Source organism: Micrococcales bacterium (assembly GCA_009784895.1).
In the GTDB taxonomy this organism is placed as follows: domain Bacteria; phylum Actinomycetota; class Actinomycetes; order Actinomycetales; family WQXJ01; genus WQXJ01.
In genome coordinates this window covers 1-19,240 of sequence record WQXJ01000001.1, presented here as the reverse complement: position 1 = coordinate 19,240, position 19,240 = coordinate 1, and the positions used below count along the sequence as shown (strand labels likewise).

Below are 19,240 nucleotides of genomic sequence, written 5' to 3'. Positions count from 1 at the left end.
TGGCCTGACGATACGATACGTGTCGTTGCCTTCTGCCGCTTGAACCCGGCGCTCTGTGCGCCCGCTCCAGCGGAAACGCCCCCACTCTCACATTAGCCGGGCCGCTCTAGCGGCCCGCTGGTGTCATTAGGTAAGCAGGTAGTAGTCCAGCTTGGATAGCGGCCAGACGCGCCGCCTGACCCTCAGCCAAGCCCTTGTGATAGTCGGGCGCCAGCAACTTGCCTTTGCGCGGCTGGAATGCTTCTCCATACTGGTACCCATCACGGTAGCCACTGATAGCCTGATCCTGTGGCCCTTGATTACTCATGATCCTATTGTGCCCCACGGTCGAAGAGTGACAGCCACCCTGGCTTTGGTCGCCTCTACATGGTTCTACCGCTAGAGCGGGCCACCTTGATTAGCTCGCAAGCCGCCCTGACCGTGGCCCGCCTACCGTCGCAGGTAACAAGTGCCCAAACTCGAGCGTGTCTCCCACAAATGTCCCACAGAATCCCGTGTTGCAACGCGATTCGGGGTGTCAGTGCTGGTCAGAGCTATTACGGCATGGCTCCCGCGACTGGACTCGAACCAGTAACCCTCTGATTAACAGTCAGATGCTCTGCCGATTGAGCTACGCGGGACCGGCGGGGCTGCCAAGCACAGTAGGCTACCAGGTCTGAGGTGTCAGCCCGACTCGCTCGCCCAGACGCTGACCCAGTTCTGCCACCGCTTGTTTGACCTCCGGGGCTTCGGCGTCAAGCTCGGGCGGCACGATTATCTGAATCTCCAACTCGTCGTCGTGAGCGCGGCGCAGGGCACCACGGATCTGACCACCGGGAACCTTGACGTGTTCGGTCATAACGACCGAGGCCCAGAGCCTCTCGGTCAGAACCTCGACCAGGTGATGGTCCGCTTTCGGTAAGAAAGCTCTAGTTGGCTCCGACTGGTCGATTCTGTGAACCACCAGCTCGGTGCCGACGCGCCGGCCTTTTTCGCCCCGCTGGCGCCGCACCGCTACCCGCTCAATTTCCAACCAATTGATGTGAGCCAACCGCGCCCGGCAATCTGGTCCGCTCAGGGCCAGCCCGCGCGATGTCACCACCAGCCAGCCCTCCGCGCCATCGGCCACTTCCAGGCAAACCGGGCAGGCGCACATAACCTTGGCCCCGGCCGGCAGCCCCAACGCCGCCAGGACCTTTCCTGGGGGCACGGACGGCCTAAGCTGCACCACGTGGGCCAGGTGGGGCTTGAACCCACGACCGACGGATTATGAGTCCGTTGCTCTGACCGGCTGAGCTACTGGCCCTAGGGAGCTGGTAAACAAATCCCCGGCCCCCAACCCTACAACCTCGCCGGTTAGGTAAGGAGAAGGGTGAGATGAACCGCGCCAGCCAACCCGCCAGCCAAGATCAGGCCAAATGAGACAGCGTTGTTGAAGGCATTGGCCGGATGCCTACGGAACCCAAGATGCACAACAAGGTGAGCTACCAAGAAAACGTCGATGACGTAGCTCAAGGTCCGCACGTGGCTTGACAGCAGCAGAGCCACGACCACCGCATAAAGCGGAATATGGGCCAACATGAAGACCCGATAGGCCACTTCGTCCGCCATGGACTTCAACCCGGCAAACATAAGCCATTCGCGACGGCGGATGGCATCCATTTCGTGAGCCAAAAGCAGGGCTAGTCCAAGGGCAAATATCAGGTTCGATGCGTCTGTCAAAACTGGGCCTTTCTTTCTCCTAGCAACCTGGCCAATCCGGCTAGTAGTCGCCTTGTTCCAGGCGCAAGCTGTCGCGTTGGCGCCGCAGTTCAGCCAATTGCCGCAGCATGGCCTCAGAACCGGCTTGGCCAGCCTGACCGGTGCTGCCATCGGCCTGGCGCAGCCGCCGGTCAAGATCTGCTATCTGGTGGGTCAGCCCCATCTCAACCAGCGAGTCTGTCGCCCCAATCACGTAGGCTTCCAGGCCGGCCTCGGTGGTTGGCAACGGTTCGACCGCCAGCTGGGTGATAGCCGGGCGCACTGCTTGGGCCGCTTGGTCGCTGACACGGGCCAGCCAGGCTTTGGCAACGGCATCGACCGCTGCCTGGGCCTCTGCCTTGAGCTCAGCTTCAGACGGGGTTTTGGCCCCGGCCTCGGCCGCGGCCTTGATCTTGGTTTCAACAGCGGCTTTGGCCGCGGCTTCGGCCTCAGATCTGGCCACGGCTACTCCCCTGGCCGCCTGGATGGCGTCCAAGATGGCGGCCAGGGTTGGCGTTTTTAGGTCTGAGCCGCTCAGTTGGTCAAAACTGGGCGGTACCAGGTTAGGGTGCTGCAGCGCCGCGGCGATGGCGAAGTGCTCGGCTCGGATCACCGGATCGGCTGGGATGACCCCCCGCCCAGGGCCTGATGCCGTCTCCCCCGCTTCTGAAAGCCGCTGCGGGCGACCTCGGGCCGCCTTGACCTCCCGCATTACCAGGGAGTAGTCGGCGCCAACCCAGCCGGCCAACTGCCGGGTGTAGTCCATCCGGATAACATCGTCGCGGATACCGGCCACAATTGGCGCCCCGGCTCTCAGGCCAGCCGCCCGGCCTTCTGCCGTGTCCAGATCGAGGGCATCAAGGGCCACTCGGATAGCGAACTTGAACATCGGCTGAGCCGTGGCCACCAGGTCTTTTAGCGCATCATCGCCTTGGTCGTACCAGAGATCGCATGGGTCCATGCCGCCGGGCACAATCGCCACAAAGGTCTGGGCGTAGAAGCTTTGGTCACCCTGAAAAGCCCGCAGAGCGGCCTTTTGCCCGGCCGCGTCGCCGTCAAAGGTGAAGACAACTCGCCCGCCCCGAGCTCCGCCATCGGCCGTAATGACCCCGCTAGATGGATCGCCAAAGTCGCCTAGCAGCCGCCTAACCACCCTGATGTGGTCTTGGCCAAAGGCCGTACCGCAGGTCGCCACGGCCTCACGCACACCGGCCAGGTAGGCGGCCATGACGTCGGTGTAACCCTCCACCACCACGACTTGCCGCTTAGCTGAAATATCCTGTTTGGCCAGGTTGACCCCGTAGAGGATCTGGGATTTCTTGTATAGCGGGGTCTCAGGGGTGTTGAGGTATTTGGGGCCCTGGTCATCCTCGGCCAGCCGCCGGGCGCCAAAGCCAACAACCTGATTGGTGACGTCGCGGATGGGCCACATCAGCCGCCCCCTAAAGCGGTCGTAAACGCCACGCTGTCCCTGGGTGACCAGGCCGGCTGCCAGCAGCTCGGCATGAGTAAAGCTGTTATTGGTCAGATGCCGCAGCAGCGAATCCCAGCCTTCCGGTGAGTAGCCCAGACCAAAGGTTTCGGCGTCATCTTTGCCGAAACCACGCCCGCGCAGGAAGTTGCGTCCGAGCACAGCCGCCGGGCTGTCGAGTTGTGAGGCGTAGTATTTGGCTGCCAGCCGGTTGGCCTCGAACAGCCGGGAACGGCTCGGGGCGGTCGATTCGCTGGCCGGCCCGGCGCCGGCATCGGGCCCGGTCGTTTCATAGCGCAGCTGCACGCCAAAGCGCAAAGCCAGGTATTCGACGGCCTCAACGAAACCCAGCATGTCCGAGCGCATGACGAAGTTGATGGTGTCGCCGCCCTCACTGCAACCGAAGCAGTGCCATAGCCCCACAGCCGGGCGGACGTGAAATGAGGCCGTGCGCTCGTCGTGGAAGGGGCAAAGACCCTTGAGTGAGCCGACGCCAGCGGGCTTCAGGGAGACCCTCTCCCCCACTATCACCTCGATGCGGGCAGAGCTGCGCACTTCCTCGATGTCTTCGCTGCGGATGCGCCGGGCCACGCCCTCAGTCTAAGGGTGACCGCCTTGGCGGAGAGACCAACCGGTCGGCGCCTGTGGACGACACAGCCAGTGGGGCATGGCTGCTAGCTGGCCAGGCGGTCAAGCATCAACGAAGCTGAGGCGTCGGTCAGCGAGGCGATCTGGTCAACTACTACCCTGCCTCGCTCCCGGTCAGTACTGGCTAGTTCGAAATCTGCCAGGAATTCCGGCTCAAGACGGTCCGCTTGGGCCGCCAGGCCCTGGTAAAGGGCTTCGATGACGGCGCGTTGTTCGACGTAAACCGGGTCTGCCAGGCGCGGTTGCATGACCTGGTGGGCGGCCAGGGCTTTGAGCACGGCGATCTCCGCCAGCGTTTTTGGTGGCACTATGACCTGAGCGGCGTAGCGGGTCAAAGGCCCTTGGCCGAATCGGCGCCTGGTGGCCGCCACTGTGGCCAGGCAGAACCGGCCAATTAAGCCGCTCGTCATATCCTTCAAACTGGCCAGGTCGCGGCGGGTACCGTCCCAACGGCTGACCCAAAACGGCAGCTCAATAAGCCTCAGGGCAGCCTGTTCGAGCGTTTCGGCGGCAGCCTCCGGGGCATATTGGGCCAGCGCCAGTTCAACCACCGCCTGGCGCAATTCGCCCCCTGCCAGGCCCAACGGTTCGATCGAACCACCCACCACGCCGTCTTCGACGTCGTGAACGCAATAGGCAATATCGTCTGACAGGTCCATGACCTGGGCCTCGACGCAGCGCTGGCCTGCTGGCGCGCCCAGGCGCAGCCACTCGAAGACCTCCGCATCGGTTTGGTAATGGCCAAACTTGCCTGCCGCGGCGCCACAGGGCACCTGGCCAGCCGCCCAAGGGTATTTGACCGCAGCGTCAAGGCTGGCCCGGGTCAGGTTCAGTCCAACCGAACGCCCGCGCCAGTAGACCTTAGCCTCCAGCCGGGTAAGCAGCCTCAGCGTTTGGGCGTTGCCTTCGAAGCCGCCGATGCCGGCTGCCGCAGCGTTGAGCGCCCGCTCGCCATTGTGGCCAAATGGCGGGTGGCCTAGATCGTGGGCCAGGCAGGCCGTTTCGACCACATCCGGGTCGCAACCCAGCGCCTGACCGAGCTCACGGCCAACCTGGGCCACTTCCAGAGAATGGGTCAACCGGGTGCGGATGAAGTCGTCGCCAATCGGGTGATCGGCTCGCCGCCAGGGCGTGCGAACCTGGGTTTTGGCGCCAAGGCGACGCAGCGCGGCCGAATGCAGCAGACGGGCCCGGTCGCGAGCAAAGTCGGTCCGGCTCGAGGTCTTGGCGGCTTCAGGCGCCCAACGGGCCGTATCGTACGCGCCGTATCGACTCACTGGTCAAAGATAGCCCGGGCAGGCACTTCACCGCCGGGCAGCCAATGTGACCTGTGCCACAACCCCAGACATCTGCGTAGTTTCGCTTTGCATAGACGCCTCTAATCTGCCAGAATCGTCGCTTGATAACCGGCCTAGGGCGGACCCCTGAGCTCGACGGCCGCACAACGCAGAACCGAAAGGCACCGTTAGCGCAAGGCAATGCTTGATACCGCCACGTCGCCAACGCCCATAACAAGAAGGCAGCTCCGAGAGGCCCGGCAAGACCCGGCCCCGGGGCTGAGTGATTCCGTTTTGCCGGGCCCTTCCACCTCTGCCAAGCTGCCCAGCAAAACCAGTCACGACCAGCCTTTGACCAGGTCAGCCCTTCGTCAAGAACGCCAGGCCGACCGCCCCCAGCCTGTCGCCAAATGGACCAAGTTGGTCCGTGACAACACCTGGGCCCTGGCCGCCGCGGCCGCCGCCATCATGGTGGTGGGCAGCGGTTTCGTGGCCGGTGAGACAACCCAGGCGACCGGTTCTGACAGCATCGATGCGCTGGTGCCACTGCGCCAGACGGCCGAGCTGGTATCGCGTCGCAATGTGGCCCAGGTGTCATCGCGTTCTATGACGGCCCGCCTGGAAAGTGAACCGGTCGAGGCTTCTATCAATGAGACCCAGGCCTCAAACGCCGCTCTGGTGCTGGCGCTCGATTTGCCCGAACTAGCCGCCGAAGAATCCATCACCATCCGCCGGTCTGCTGGCGACCAGCCGCCGGCCACCCCGGTCGAAGGAGTCGAGGTCGAGCTAGCTGAGGGCACCAATCAGGTGGTCGATGAGGGCCTCAGCCCGGACACGACCTACTCCTACACCGCCTTCTTGCACCGTCCTGACGCCAAACCTGAGGTCGTTGGTCGCCTGGTAGCCACCACCAGCCTGTACCCAACAGAGCTTCAGCCCGGCACTTCCCTAATCACCGGTGAACGGCTGGTCAGCCCGGACAATGCCTACTTCTTCACCGTTACTGATGAAGGCCTGGCGGTCTTGTTCAATAACCGGAACCAGAAGATCTGGTCCCTAGGAGCCGATCCGGTTAGCCAAGCCGAGGTCGTCATGGGTGTCGATGGCGAATTGGCAGTCAACGGCCCTGAAGGGGCAGTGTGGCAATCCAACACCGACGCTGCCGGTGCCAGACTGACGCTAAGCGACGCCGGAGAGCTCCAACTGGTCCAAAATGGCGCCGTCGTCTGGTCTTCAGCTGAGCATGGCGAGTCTCTTCACGGTGGCGATTCGCCCTACACCGTCTCCGCCTCCGGCTGGACCCAGCCGGCCGCCGGCAAACTCAGTTCTCGCTTTGGTGGCCGCAATCACCCGATCTTTGGCGGCTACCGGCAACATGAAGGCGTCGACCTACTGGGCGGCGGCCGGGGCGATCCGATTTACGCCGCCCACGATGGCGTGGTTGAAGAAGTCCGCTGCGACTCCGGTGGCAACTGGACCTTGATAATTGACCACGGCGATGGCATAACCACTCGCTACCTGCACTGGGACGGCATGAACAACGTCCTGGTGGCCAAAGGCGACACCGTGGTGGCCGGCCAACACGTCGCCAATATTGGTAACTCTGGCAACTCAACCGGCCCACATTTGCACTTCGAGGTCCGGGTCAATGGCACGGCGGTCGAACCGCTTGGTTTCCTGACCGACCACGGCGTCAACCTGGCGCTCTAGGCGGCCGGCGAACAATTCCCGCCGGTGGCGTCCTTGGCGGGCGGCGCCCGGCTTCGTTGATCGACGCGCATCATTCTCAAATCCTCGACGAACTCGCGCCGGCGGGCTCCTGGACGGTCTGGGTGAACCTAGCCAGTCAACGCCGCTGGCTCCAGCCCCGCCGCCAGGAACTGTCCGGTGAACGACTGGTCGTTGCGGGCGACATCCTCAGGGGTGCCTTCCGCTACCACCAGCCCACCGCCGGAACCGCCCTCTGGCCCCAGGTCGATCACCCAATCTGCCGCTTTGATGACGTCGAGGTTATGTTCAATCACGATGACCGTGTTGCCCTTTTCGACCAGTCCTTGTAGCACCCGCAAGAGCTTGCGGATGTCCTCGAAGTGCAAACCGGTAGTTGGCTCATCTAGCACATACAGGCTTCTGCCGTTCGACCGGCGCTGCAGCTCGCTGGCCAGTTTGACCCGCTGCGCCTCGCCGCCTGACAGCGTTGGCGCACTTTGACCCAGGCGGACGTAACCCAGGCCAACCGAAACCAGGGTGTTGAGGTGGCGCGCGATGGCGGGGATGGCCTGGAAGAACTCTGCCGCCTCTTCGATTGGCATGGCCAGGACATCTGCCACGGTTTTACCGGCGTAGTGGACTTCGAGCGTCTCGCGGTTGTAGCGGTCGCCGTGACAAACCTCACAAGGCACGTAGACATCTGGCAAGAAGTTCATCTCGATCCGAATGGTGCCATCACCGCGGCAGGATTCGCAGCGCCCGCCTTTGACGTTGAAACTGAAACGACCTGGACCATAGCCACGTAGCTTGGCCTGAGAGGTCTGAGCGAAGAGCTTGCGGATGTGGTCCCACAGCCCGGTATAGGTGGCCGGATTGGAGCGCGGCGTGCGGCCAATTGGCGCCTGGTCGACATGGACCACCTTGTCCAGGTGTTCCAAACCGATGACAGCCTTGTGGCGGCCGGGCACCTGTTTGGCGCCGTTCAGCTTTTGGGCCAAAACCCTAAACAGGATCGCGTTGACCAGGGTCGACTTGCCAGACCCTGAGACTCCGGTGACGGCGGTGAGGACTCCCAGCGGGAAAGTGACGTCAATTGAGCGCAGGTTGTGTTCCCGCGCCCCAGTGATGCCCACAACCCGGGCTTGGTCCACTTGACGCCGCGCCGGTGGCTGGCCCACTTGACGCCGCCCGGCCAGGTAGTCGCCGGTGATGGAACCCGGTTCGCCGGCTAGTCCCGCCACCGGGCCGGAGTAGACAATCTCGCCGCCGTGTTCACCCGCCCCTGGACCAATATCAACTACCCAGTCGGCAGAATCAATGGTCTCTTGGTCGTGTTCCACCACAATCAAGGTGTTGCCCAGGTCGCGCAGCCGTTTGAGCGTGGCGATGAGCCGTTTGTTGTCCCGTTGGTGCAGGCCAATCGAGGGTTCATCGAGCACATAGAGCACACCAACTAGGCCCGAGCCAATCTGGGTGGCCAAACGGATACGTTGGGCCTCTCCCCCGGACAAGGTGGCGGCCGGCCGGCTCAAGCTCAGATAGTTCAAACCAACATCTAGCAAGAAACCCAGGCGGGCGTCGATCTCCTTGACCACCTGGTGGGCTATTTGGCGTTGGCGCGAGGTCAGTTTGAGCTGGTTCAAGAAGGCCCGGCACCGGTCAATTGGCAGTTCGCAGACATCGGCAATCGACCGTCCGCCCAACAGCACGGCCAGGACTTCCGGTTTGAGCCGACTGCCCTGACAGGCCGGGCAGGGCACCTCTCGCATATAGGCCTCGTACTTATCCCGGGCGTAGTCAGATTCTGTCTCCTTGTGACGCCGTTCGATCTGGGAGATGACGCCCTCGAAACCGGTCGAGTAGGACCGTTGGCGACCCCAGCGGTTGCGATAGCTGACGTGAACCTTGTGGTTGAGGCCGTAAAGGACGGCCTCCTTGGCCCGGATTGGCAATGACCGCCAGGGTGCTTCTAGTGAGAAGTCCAGCTCTGTCGACAGCGAGTGCAACAACCTCAAGTAGTAGTCCCAGCTTGAACCACTGCCCCAGGCCGCAATAGCACCTTCAAGGATGCTCAGATCGTCATTCGGCACCACCAATTCAGGATCGACTTCAAGCCTGAAACCGATGCCGGTGCACTGCGGGCAGGCCCCATAGGGTGCATTGAAGCTGAAGGTTCTTGGTTCAATCGATTCCAGGGCTAGTTCATGCTCGTTGGGGCAGGCCCGTTTTTCAGAGTAACGCCGCTCCCGCCCAGGGTCGTCGACGGCCAAATCAACCAGATCAGCCACCACCACACCGCCGGATAGGTCCAAGGCTGTTTCGACCGAATCGTTGAAACGGGACCGGTTGCCCGGTGCCACCACCAGCCGGTCAACCACAGCTTCGATGGTGTGCCGCAGCTTCTTGTCCAGTGACGGAGGCTGAGCCACCTCAAAGACTTCACCATCGACTTTGACCCGGACAAAACCCTTGGCCGCCAGTTCCTTGAAGACCTCGGAGTACTCGCCTTTGCGGTCACGCACCATTGGCGCCAGGAGCTGGAAACGGGTCCCCACTTCCAGGCTGAGCAACTGGTCGACGATTTGTTGGGCACTTTGGGCCATGATCAGCTCGCCGCATTCAGGACAATGCGCCTCACCCGCCCGGGCAAACAGTAACCGCAGGTAGTCGTAGACTTCGGTGATGGTGCCAACGGTCGAACGGGGGTTGCGATTGGTCGCCTTTTGGTCGATTGAGACCGCTGGGCTGAGACCCTCAATCAGGTCGACATCCGGTTTGTCCATCTGACCAAGGAATTGCCGGGCATAGGCTGACAGCGATTCGACGTAGCGGCGCTGCCCCTCTGCGAAGATCGTGTCGAAGGCCAGTGATGACTTACCCGAACCCGAAAGCCCAGTAAACACAATCAACGAGTTACGCGGGATATCAACCGTCGCGTCCTTCAGATTGTGCTCACGGGCCCCATGGACTACGAGCCGCTGGTCACTCACTCGACCAATGCTAGAGCCCACCACGGACACGGTATGGGCCAACCCAATCACCTAGGCCGTAGCTTCACGGATCTGGCGTAGCTCTTGTTTGAGCGATTTGATCTCATCACGCAGGCGGGCCGCCAATTCGAACTGAAGGTTGTCAGCAGCACTGAGCATTTGGGCGTTCAGATCCTCAATCTCTGTCAGTAGTTGATCAACCACCACTCCCCCGCGCTCCTTGCTGCCAGCCCTCTGGCGCGTGCCTGTGACCTGGGCCAACGCCTCGGTGTCCGCGTTCTCCCGCATCAGCATGTCGGTAATATCCGCGATGCGCTTGCGGATGGGCTGGGGATCGATCCCGTTGACATCGTTATAGGCCATCTGTTTGGCTCTGCGGCGTTCGGTTTCCTCAATGGCCTGGCTCATTGCCGGAGTGACTGCATCGGCATACATCACCACCGATCCTGAGACGTTTCGGGCCGCCCGCCCAATGGTCTGAATCAACGAGGTGGCCGAGCGCAGGAAGCCTTGTTTGTCCGCGTCCAGGATCGCCACCAGTGACACCTCCGGCAAATCCAGCCCCTCTCGCAGCAGGTTGATGCCGACCAACACATCAAACTCGCCTTGGCGCAGCTCGCGCAGCAGCTCAACCCGCCGCAACGTCTCAACGTCGGAATGTAGATAGCGCACTTTGACCCCGGCGCCAAGCAGATAGTCCGTCAGATGCTCGGCCATTTTCTTGGTCAGGGTTGTCACCAAGACCCGCTCACCAGCCGATTCGCGGTCCCTGATGCGTCCAAGCAGGTCGTCGATTTGACCCTCCGTGGGACAGACCTCAACCCGAGGGTCTACTAAACCGGTGGGGCGAATGATCTGCTCGACCGCGCCATCAGACAAGGCCAACTCATACGGCCCAGGTGTGGCCGAAAGGTAGATGGTTTGGCCAATCCGCTCCAAGAACTCCTCCCAGCGCAGCGGCCGGTTGTCCATGGCCGAGGGCAGGCGAAAGCCGTGGTCCACCAGCGTCCGCTTGCGCGACATATCGCCTTCATACATGGCCCCGACCTGCGGCACAGTGACATGCGACTCGTCAATCACCAGCAAAAAGTCATCAGGGAAAAAGTCCAGCAGTGTGTTGGGTGGTGTGCCCGCCTCCCGGCCATCGATGTGGCGCGAATAGTTCTCAATCCCGGCGCACGAGCCAATTTGGCGCATCATTTCCAGATCAAAGCTGGTCCGCATCCGCAGGCGTTGGCACTCCAGGTGCTGATTTAGCGCTTCCAACTGTTCAAGGCGCTCGGCTAGTTCCGCCTCAATTGACCGGGTCGCTTGCTCCATCCGTTCCGGCCCAGCCACGTAATGCGAAGCCGGAAAGATGGCGACTGATTGCTGAGAGCTGATGCGCTGCCCGCTCAGCGGGTGCAGCGTCGACAGCGCCTCGACTTGGTCGCCAAAGAACTCAATCCGGATGGCCAGCTCTTCATACATCGGGATGATCTCGACCGTGTCTCCGCGCACCCGGAAGGTGCCCCTGGTGAACGCCATGTCGTTGCGCTGGTATTGCATGGTCACAAACTGGCGCAGCAGCTGGTCGCGCTCTACCCGGTCCCCGACCGAAAGGCCAACCATTCGGGCGACGTACTCCTCCGGCGTGCCCAGCCCGTAAATGCAGCTAACCGAGGCCACCACAACAACATCACGCCGGGTTAGCAACGACGAGGTGGCCGAGTGCCGCAGACGTTCAACCTCATCGTTGATCGATGAGTCTTTCTCGATGTAGGTGTCGGTTTGCGGCACATAGGCTTCTGGCTGGTAGTAGTCGTAGTAGGAGACGAAGTACTCAATCGCGTTATTCGGCATCAACTCGCGAAACTCGGTGGCCAGCTGCGCCGCCAGGGTTTTGTTCGGTTCCAGCAGCAGAGTTGGCCGTTGCAGGCGTTCAATCAGCCAAGCGGTGGTGGCGGATTTGCCAGTGCCGGTGGCGCCCAGCAGGACCACGTCCTTTTCACCGGCTTCGATGCGCCGGGCCAGTTCGTCAATCGCCTCGGGTTGGTCGCCCGATGGCGTTAGCTCGGTTATGACCTCAAAGGGCCTTAGGGGCGCGCCAGCTATGACCAAGCGATCCATGGTCCAACCGTAGCGGGCACCACAGACACCGGTCCCGCCCGGCCTTGCGCAAGTGGGTCAGGTACAGGTCGAGAGCCAGTGGTTGTACAGGGCCTCGACTTGCTGCCTCAGTTCGCCCCGAGTACCGGATCCATCTAGTACATCGGTCGCGATGGCCAGCCTCTCGGCCTGGCTGGCCTGGGCTTTGACCCGGGAGTCAAAGTCCTCTGGGCGCATGCCCCGATCTTCAATGGCTCGTTGACGGCGCAGAGCCAGGGGCGTGTCGACCACTACGACGCGGTCGAATTCGCCGGCCCGTCCGCCTTCAGCCAGCAGCGGGATGTCATGTACAACTACCGCCACGCCAGCAGCCTGGGCCTCAGCCTCAAGCTGCTGGGACCGAGTTTGGATCAGCGGGTGGATGATGCCTTCCAACCGACGCCGAGCCGCCGGATCAGCAAAGACCAACTGGCCCAAGGCCGGACGGTCCAATTGACCGGTGGCGGTCAAGACGCCATCGCCAAAGGCCGCCACCACCTGCGCCAAACCGGCGCTGCCAGGCTCTACTACGACCCGGGCCAATTCGTCGGCGTCAGTGACGCAGGCACCGAGGTCGGCAAAATGTTTCAGAGCGGCCGATTTGCCAGCCGCAATGCCCCCTGTCAGGGCTGCCCGCAGCAACTGCCTACTCGCCGGTTAGCTTCTCACGCAAGGCGGCTAGGGCTTCGTCGCTAGCCAATGTGCCGCCAGCCGGGTCGGCTGCGACATCGGAAGAGTAGTTGGTGGCCGTGCCTTCTTCGACGGCAGCCTCCTGGTCCGCCCGGCGGGCATCTTGGACCTGCGCCTTATGGGCCAGCCAGCGGGATTGGGCGTCAGCGTAGGCCTGCTCCCAGGCTTCGCGTTGCGACTCGAAGCCATCCATCCACTCGTTCGAAACCGGGTCGAAGCCCTCTGGGTACTTGTAGTTGCCCTCGTCGTCGTATTCGGCTGCCATGCCATACAAGGCTGGGTCGAAGGTCGTCTCATCGCCTTCGGGATCAATGCCGTCGTTGGCCTGCTTCAACGACAGCGAGATCCGCCGCCGCTCCAGGTCAATGTCAATCACTTTGACAAACACGGTCGAACCGACTTTGACCACCTGTTCGGGTGCTTCGACGTGGCGCACGGCCAGTTCAGAAATGTGGACGAGGCCTTCAATGCCGTCCTCGACCGAAACGAAAGCGCCAAAGGGCACCAGTTTGGTGACTTTGCCGGGAACAACTTGCCCAATGCCGTGCGTCCGGGCGAATAGTTGCCATGGGTCTTCCTGGGTCGCTTTGAGGGACAGCGACACTCGCTCGCGGTCCATTTCGACGCTGAGCACCTCGACAGTAACCTCTTGGCCAACCTCAACAACCTCGGCCGGATGGTCGACATGCTTCCATGACAACTCCGAAACGTGGACTAGCCCGTCCACACCGCCCAAATCGACAAAGGCGCCAAAATTGACGATCGAAGAAACCACGCCAGTGCGCACCTGGCCCTCTTTGAGCTGTTCCAAGAAAGTTGAACGGACTTCGCTTTGGGTCTGTTCGAGCCAGGCGCGGCGAGACAGCACCACGTTGTTTCGGTTCTTGTCCAATTCAATGATCTTGGCGTCAAGCTCCTTGCCAACATACGGCATCAGATCACGTACCCGGCGCATCTCCACGAGCGAGGCTGGTAGGAAACCACGCAGGCCAATGTCGACTATCAAACCGCCTTTGACCACCTCAATTACGGTACCGGTGACAACGCCATCGGCCTCTTTGACCTTTTCGATGGCGCCCCAAGCCCGCTCGTATTGGGCCCGCTTCTTTGACAGAATGAGCCGGCCTTCTTTGTCTTCCTTTTGCAGGACCAGGGCTTCGATCTTTTCGCCAACGTCAACCACCTCAGAGGGGTCGATGTCATGTTTGATCGACAGTTCCCGCGACGGGATAACGCCTTCGGTTTTGTAGCCAATGTCCAAAAGGACCTCGTCGCGGTCGACCTTGACCACGGTGCCCTCAACAATGTCACCATCGTTGAAGTACTTGATTGTGCCGTCAATTGCGGCTAGTAGTTCCTCGCTTGAACCGACGTCATTGACGGCTACTTCGGGAACTGGGGCTTCGGTTACTGGGGCTGGTAGGGGTGTTGACATTAAGCTGTTGACTCGATTACTTACTTGGTTGACATGGACAAACGCTCCTGGCAGGCCTGTGCCGGCAGCAGCGCGTTGGCAGTCTAGCAGTGGATACGGCCTTGAAAGAGTTCAGTGCCTTTCCATCCACCAGGTGTTATGCGACTGTTACATAGGCTGCCGCGCCACGGCTGCCCAGGCCCGATGCCGCCGCTTTGATCCGTGCTTTAGCCCGGTTTGCATAGAGCCCGGTTGGTTTGGCTCACCAAAGGGCTTGAGCGGTCTTGATCAAATCCGCCGGCACCGCTTTGACTTTGCCGGCAACCTCGGCCAGGGGCACCAATTTGACCCGTTCTCCCACCAGAGCCGTCATCACGCCAAAGTGGCCGGCTTTCAGGGCGTCGACAGCGGCCATCCCAAAGCGTGACCCTAGTACGCGGTCGGTGGCGGTTGGCGTGCCGCCGCGCTGGACGTGGCCCAGGACGGTCAGGCGCGTGTCATAACCGGTGCGTTCCCGCAATTCGTGGGCCAGCCGTTCGCCGATCGAACCCTTATGGCCGCCTTGCCCTTCGCCAGCCACATTGAGGTCCATGGCCGTGCCGGGAGCTGGGATGGCGCCTTCGGCCACGACTGTGATCGAAAACGAGGCATGCGATTTGTGGCGACGCCGGATAAAGGCGGCCACCTCTTCGATGTCGAATGGCGCCTCCGGCGTCAAGATGAGGTCGCCGCCGGCAGCCATGCCGGCATTGACGGCGATCCAACCGACAGTGTGCCCCATTACCTCGACCACCATGACCCGGTTGTGAGACTCAGCGGTGGTGTGGAGGCGATCAATGGCTTCGGTGGCAATGTTGAGGGCAGTGTGGAAGCCAATCGACAGGTCGGTGCCCTCGACATCGTTGTCGATTGTTTTAGGAATGCCAACCAGTTTGACCCCAGCCTTGGCCACCTTCTGAGCCGCTTTGAGCGTGCCGTCGCCGCCGATACAGACCAGGCCCTCGACTCTCTCGGCCTCTAGAGTCGACAAAACCGCCTCGATTCCGCCTTCATGCTTATGCGGATGGAAGCGGGCCGTACCCAACATGGTCCCGCCCCTGGGCAAAATGCCGCGGACATCCTCGCGGTTGAGCGGCATCAGCTGCCCTTCGACCACACCTTGCCAGCCGTTTCTGAAACCCACAACCGAAAAGCCATACTCAAGTTCCGCCCGCTTGACCACAGCCCTGATGGCCGCGTTTAGTCCAGGGACGTCTCCCCCGCCAGTCAACACACCAATGCGCACGCTTTAGTCCCATCCGATCGATTCAGCGGGAAGGTCACCGGTGGTCAGGAGACTGGTCAACAATCCCCCAGTTCCAGCTGCCTAGCCCGAGGCCGTCAAATCCGCCGCTTGTGGCGACGGCCCAATCCTAGATCAGCCGCCTGGGCTTTGCTCGGACAGCTGGGTAGGCGGTGTTTTGCGCCTCAAGGCGGCACCAAGCCGGCAGCGTGCCGACAGCAGGCCGCTCTATTGGCAATCCAGCTCTTATGCCGACCACCTGGCCTGGGCCGAAGGTTAGTGCGCGGCGGTGCGCCAGTTGGAACCACGACCGACCGACACTGCCAGGGGCACCGACAGCTCGGCCGCCGCGCCCATTTCTTGGTTTAGCAGCGCCTCCATTGCCGCCGCTTCCCCGGTGGCGACCTCGCAGACAAGTTCATCGTGCACCTGCAGCAGCATGCGTGAAGCCAGTTCTTGTTGGTCCAATGCCGCTTCGACCCGCAGCATCGCCACTTTGACGATATCTGCCGCTGACCCTTGAATAGGTGCGTTCAAGGCGGCCCGCTCAGCCATCTCGCGGCGCTGACGATTGGTGCTGGTCAGATCCGGCAAGTACCGCCGCCGCCCCATAATGGTTTCGGTGTAGCCATTGCGCCGAGCCTGCTCCACTATCCCGGCCAGCAGGTCGCGAACTCCGCCAAAGCGCCGGAAGTAGTCATCCATTAGATCCTCGGCCTCACCAGGGCTTATCCCTAGTTGGCGTGACAAGCCGTAGGCGCTGAGCCCATAGGCCAGGCCGTAGCTCATGGCCTTGATGCGGGAACGCTGAGCTGAAGTAACCGCCTCCGGTTTGACCGCAAAGACCGTGGCCGCCATGGTGGCATGTAAGTCCTCGCCTTGTCGAAAAGCTTCGATCAGGGCTTCGTCACCCGAAAGATGAGCCATAATGCGCATTTCAATCTGCGAGTAGTCCGCCGTCATCAGATCCTCGAAGCCCGCCCCGGCGACAAAGGCTTCACGCACCCGCTGGCCGGTTTCGGTTCTCACCGGTATGTTCTGCAGGTTCGGATCGGCGCTGGCCAGGCGTCCGGTGGCGGCTGCCGTTTGGCTAAAGGTGGTGTGGATTCGTTCATCCTCGCCAATCGAGTCGATCAAGCTAGAGACCATCTGGCCGATTTTGGTGACATCGCGGTGCGCTAGTAGGTGCTCCAAGAAAGGATGACCGGTCTTGACGAATAACTCAGCCAAAGACGCGGCGTTGGTCGAATAGCCGGTTTTGATGCGTTTTGTCTTAGGCATGCCCAACTGCTCAAACAGCACTGTCTGCAGCGCCTTGGGGCTGGCCAAGTTGACCTCCTGCCCACCAAGCGCCTGGTAGGCCGCGTCTTTGGCCGCCAGGGCCCGGGCCTGCAGGTCCGCCTGGAGTAACTCCAGCGCCATCCGGTCCACGGCTATGCCGGTAGCCTCCATTTGGGCCAGCACCGGCACCAGCGGCATTTCGACCGCCTCGAATAGGCTGCTCGCCGCCTGAGCTGCCATTAGGCCGTTCAGTGGCACCGCCAAGGCGGCGGCTGCCGCCGCTCGGTTGGCCCAAACCTGGCCTTGGGCGCCCAGCTGAGCTCCAGCGGCATTGGTTGCCTCATCACCGGCGGCATCAAGGTCCAGCGCTCCTTGGGCTCCCTGTGCCGGGCCCTCGGCCAGTTCTGCCGCCAGATAGTGTTGCGCCAGGCCGGCCAGATCCAACCCTCGCCTGTCTGGCAGACACAAATAGGCTGCCAAAGCCGGGTCGAAGACCACTCCTTCTAGCTGCCAGCCCCGCCCGGCCAGTTGGTGCCGAGCCGTCTTGGACTGATGCAGGGCCTTGGGCACTTTCGGGTTGGCCAGCCAGGCGGTCAGCGCCACTTCGTCTTCTTGGCCAAGTCCGGTCAAGCCCAGCACCACCGCTGCGCCGTCTGGCCGAGCCAGTGCCAGCACCTCCGCTTCGCCTTGTCCTTTGCCGACATGCCCATCGACCGCCAGGCCCCAAGGCGGGCCACCCTCATCGGCCGGCCCGGCAAGGAATCCACCCAAACGGCCACGGGCCACTTTGATCAAGCCGGGAGGGCGCCACGGCGAGTCTTCTTCTGGCTCGGTGGGGCCGGCACCGTGCCCCGACCAATAGTCCGCCTGGAGCACCCGGGCCCGCAAACGCCCAAACTCCAGGGCGTCGAACAGCGTGTCCAAAGACGGCCGGTCGATTTCCCCTGGCACCAACTCCGCCACGCCAACAGGCAGGTCGAGGTCACGGCGCAAGGCGTTCAGCTCGCGCACCCAATGGACTTGGTCCAGGTGGTCGCGCAACGACTGGCCAACCTTGCCAGTTAGCTGGGCCGCGTTGGCCTCAATTCCGGCCAGCGAGCCATAGGTTTGAATCCATTTGGCGGCAGTCTTTGGACCCACCCCTGGTACGCCGGGCAGGTTGTCTGACTGCTCCCCCACTAACGCCGCCAGGTCGGGATACTGCTCAGGTGTGACACCATACTTGGCCTCTACCTCGGCCCTGGTCAGCTGGCTCATTTCACTCGACCGGAACTGCGGGTAGAGCACGGACACGCCCGGCTCGATCAGCTGAAAAGTGTCCCTGTCGCCTGAGGCTACTAGCACTTCCAGGCCGGCCTGCCGCCCATTAGTGGACCAAGTCGCCATTATGTCGTCGGCTTCAAAACCCTCTAGGTCAAGGTGGCGAATTCCAATTGCGTCCAACACCTCCTTGATCAGGGGCACTTGGCCAATGAAAGCCTGAGGAGTCTCTCCCCTACCAGCCTTGTAATCAGGGAAAATGTCGGTTCTGAAGGAGTGGCGCGAGCGGTCAAAGGCGACCCCAATATGGCTTGGCCTGTGCCGACTCAATAGGCCCAACAGCATGGTGACGAAGCCGTAGACGGCATTGGTGGCCTGCCCGGTTTTGGTGGCAAAGTTGTCCGCCGGCAGGGCGTAGAAGGCGCGGAAGGCCCAAGAGTGGCCGTCAATCACCAGCAGCTTCTGCGTCATCGGTCCAGACTATTGGCTGGTACGGACATCGGGTTGTCCGAGAGGCAAGCAGATGGGCAGAAGGCGGTCAGTCGTCGTCGCTCATTTGCTCGATAACCGCGTCGGCCACATCACGCATGGTCAGGCGCCGGTTCATCGAGGTCTTCTGGATCCAGCGGAAGGCTTCTGGTTCGCTCAGATCCATTTTCGCCATCAAAAGGCCCTTGGCCCGTTCGACCCGCTTGCGGGTTTCGAGGCGTTCGGAGATGTCATGAACCTCAGCTTCGAGGGCTTGGATCTCGCTGTAGCGGCCCCGGGCGATCTCAATCGCCGGTAGCAGGTCGCCCGCAGTAAACGGCTTGACCACATAGGCCATGGCACCGGCTTCACGCGCCCGCTCGACCAATTCTTTCTGGCTGAAGGCTGTCAGCATGACCACGGGCGCGAGTCGCTTGGCGTGAATCTTTTCGGCCGCGGTCAGCCCGTCCATTACCGGCATTTTGACGTCCATGACGACCACGTCCGGCTCGAGCTCTTCAGTCAGGCGAACTGCCTCCTCGCCATTGGCCGCTTCGCCAACTACCTCAAACCCGGCTTCGCGTAGGGTTTCGACCGCATCCAGGCGGATTAGAGCCTCATCCTCGGCCACCACGATGCGGCCAGCCGAGTCCTTGCCGTTTGCGTCTTTACCAGTCACAGCATGTAGCCTAGTGTGCTGGCACCGCCCTGGTGGCCCAACTGGCAGAGGCAGTCGGCTCAAACCCGGCACGGTGTGGGTTCGAATCCCACCCAGGGCACAATGTGATGTCTCGGGACATAGGAAACCGGTGAACCCACGAAACGTGGGTTCGCCGCGTTTTTGTCTAGCCTTGTGGTTGATAGTTCCTGGTGGGATCGAGTACTAGTTGACGGAGTATTTCT

Annotated in this window: 13 protein-coding genes and 3 tRNA genes; 2 read left to right on the top strand and 14 right to left on the bottom strand. The window is 61.8% G+C overall.

Translation table 11 applies throughout. From position 1 onward, the window contains the following. Positions 1 to 106: 106 nt before the first annotated feature. The 7 genes from FWD29_00080 to FWD29_00050 all read right to left on the bottom strand — a co-directional run bounded on the left by FWD29_00080 (position 107) and on the right by FWD29_00050 (position 5,115). Positions 107 to 307 (bottom strand): hypothetical protein, encoded by a 201-nt coding sequence (locus FWD29_00080; protein ID MCL2802343.1) that lies wholly within the window; start codon positions 305 to 307, stop codon positions 107 to 109. A gap of 237 nt (positions 308 to 544) precedes the next feature. Further along, positions 545 to 620, bottom strand: a tRNA-Asn gene (locus FWD29_00075). A gap of 26 nt (positions 621 to 646) precedes the next feature. After that, positions 647 to 1,189, bottom strand: coding sequence for a hypothetical protein (locus FWD29_00070; GenBank protein MCL2802342.1), 543 nt, complete (start codon positions 1,187 to 1,189; stop codon positions 647 to 649). Positions 1,190 to 1,211: 22 nt separating this feature from the next. Beyond that, positions 1,212 to 1,285, bottom strand: a tRNA-Ile gene (locus tag FWD29_00065). A gap of 50 nt (positions 1,286 to 1,335) precedes the next feature. Beyond that, the gene (locus FWD29_00060) at positions 1,336 to 1,701 is read right to left on the bottom strand and encodes a hypothetical protein (protein ID MCL2802341.1); all 366 of its coding nucleotides are present in this window, start codon (positions 1,699 to 1,701) and stop codon (positions 1,336 to 1,338) included. 40 nt (positions 1,702 to 1,741) lie between these two features. Next, a complete protein-coding gene (dnaG, locus tag FWD29_00055; protein ID MCL2802340.1) occupies positions 1,742 to 3,781 on the bottom strand; it encodes a DNA primase in 2,040 nt (679 codons plus the stop codon). 83 nt (positions 3,782 to 3,864) lie between these two features. Next, the gene (locus FWD29_00050) at positions 3,865 to 5,115 is read right to left on the bottom strand and encodes a deoxyguanosinetriphosphate triphosphohydrolase (GenBank protein MCL2802339.1); all 1,251 of its coding nucleotides are present in this window, start codon (positions 5,113 to 5,115) and stop codon (positions 3,865 to 3,867) included. Between the two features lie 351 nt (positions 5,116 to 5,466). Here FWD29_00050 and FWD29_00045 point away from each other — a divergent pair, with 351 nt between their 5' ends. Then, positions 5,467 to 6,825, top strand: coding sequence for a peptidoglycan DD-metalloendopeptidase family protein (locus FWD29_00045; GenBank protein ID MCL2802338.1), 1,359 nt, complete (start codon positions 5,467 to 5,469; stop codon positions 6,823 to 6,825). A 128-nt stretch (positions 6,826 to 6,953) separates the two neighbouring features. Here the strand turns inward: FWD29_00045 and uvrA are convergent, their stop codons facing one another. The 7 genes from uvrA to FWD29_00010 all read right to left on the bottom strand — a co-directional run bounded on the left by uvrA (position 6,954) and on the right by FWD29_00010 (position 19,016). Continuing rightward, positions 6,954 to 9,815, bottom strand: a complete 2,862-nt coding sequence (uvrA, locus tag FWD29_00040) for an excinuclease ABC subunit UvrA (protein ID MCL2802337.1) — start codon at positions 9,813 to 9,815, stop codon at positions 6,954 to 6,956. 51 nt (positions 9,816 to 9,866) lie between these two features. Then, on the bottom strand, positions 9,867 to 11,924 hold the full coding sequence (uvrB, locus tag FWD29_00035; GenBank protein MCL2802336.1) for an excinuclease ABC subunit UvrB: 2,058 nt from the start codon (positions 11,922 to 11,924) through the stop codon (positions 9,867 to 9,869). A gap of 57 nt (positions 11,925 to 11,981) precedes the next feature. Further along, positions 11,982 to 12,584, bottom strand: a complete 603-nt coding sequence (gene coaE, locus FWD29_00030) for a dephospho-CoA kinase (protein MCL2802335.1) — start codon at positions 12,582 to 12,584, stop codon at positions 11,982 to 11,984. 4 nt (positions 12,585 to 12,588) lie between these two features. Next, complete coding sequence (gene rpsA / locus FWD29_00025) at positions 12,589 to 14,067, bottom strand: 30S ribosomal protein S1 (GenBank protein ID MCL2802334.1); 1,479 nt, start codon at positions 14,065 to 14,067, stop codon at positions 12,589 to 12,591. Between the two features lie 241 nt (positions 14,068 to 14,308). After that, complete coding sequence (locus tag FWD29_00020) at positions 14,309 to 15,331, bottom strand: 6-phosphofructokinase (GenBank protein ID MCL2802333.1); 1,023 nt, start codon at positions 15,329 to 15,331, stop codon at positions 14,309 to 14,311. Positions 15,332 to 15,604: 273 nt separating this feature from the next. Continuing rightward, positions 15,605 to 18,340, bottom strand: coding sequence for a DNA polymerase I (gene polA / locus FWD29_00015; GenBank protein ID MCL2802332.1), 2,736 nt, complete (start codon positions 18,338 to 18,340; stop codon positions 15,605 to 15,607). Between the two features lie 67 nt (positions 18,341 to 18,407). Beyond that, positions 18,408 to 19,016, bottom strand: coding sequence for a response regulator (locus FWD29_00010; protein ID MCL2802331.1), 609 nt, complete (start codon positions 19,014 to 19,016; stop codon positions 18,408 to 18,410). A 26-nt stretch (positions 19,017 to 19,042) separates the two neighbouring features. Between FWD29_00010 and FWD29_00005 the strand changes: the two genes are divergently transcribed. Further along, positions 19,043 to 19,116, top strand: a tRNA-Leu gene (locus tag FWD29_00005). The last annotated feature ends 124 nt before the right edge of the window (positions 19,117 to 19,240 follow it).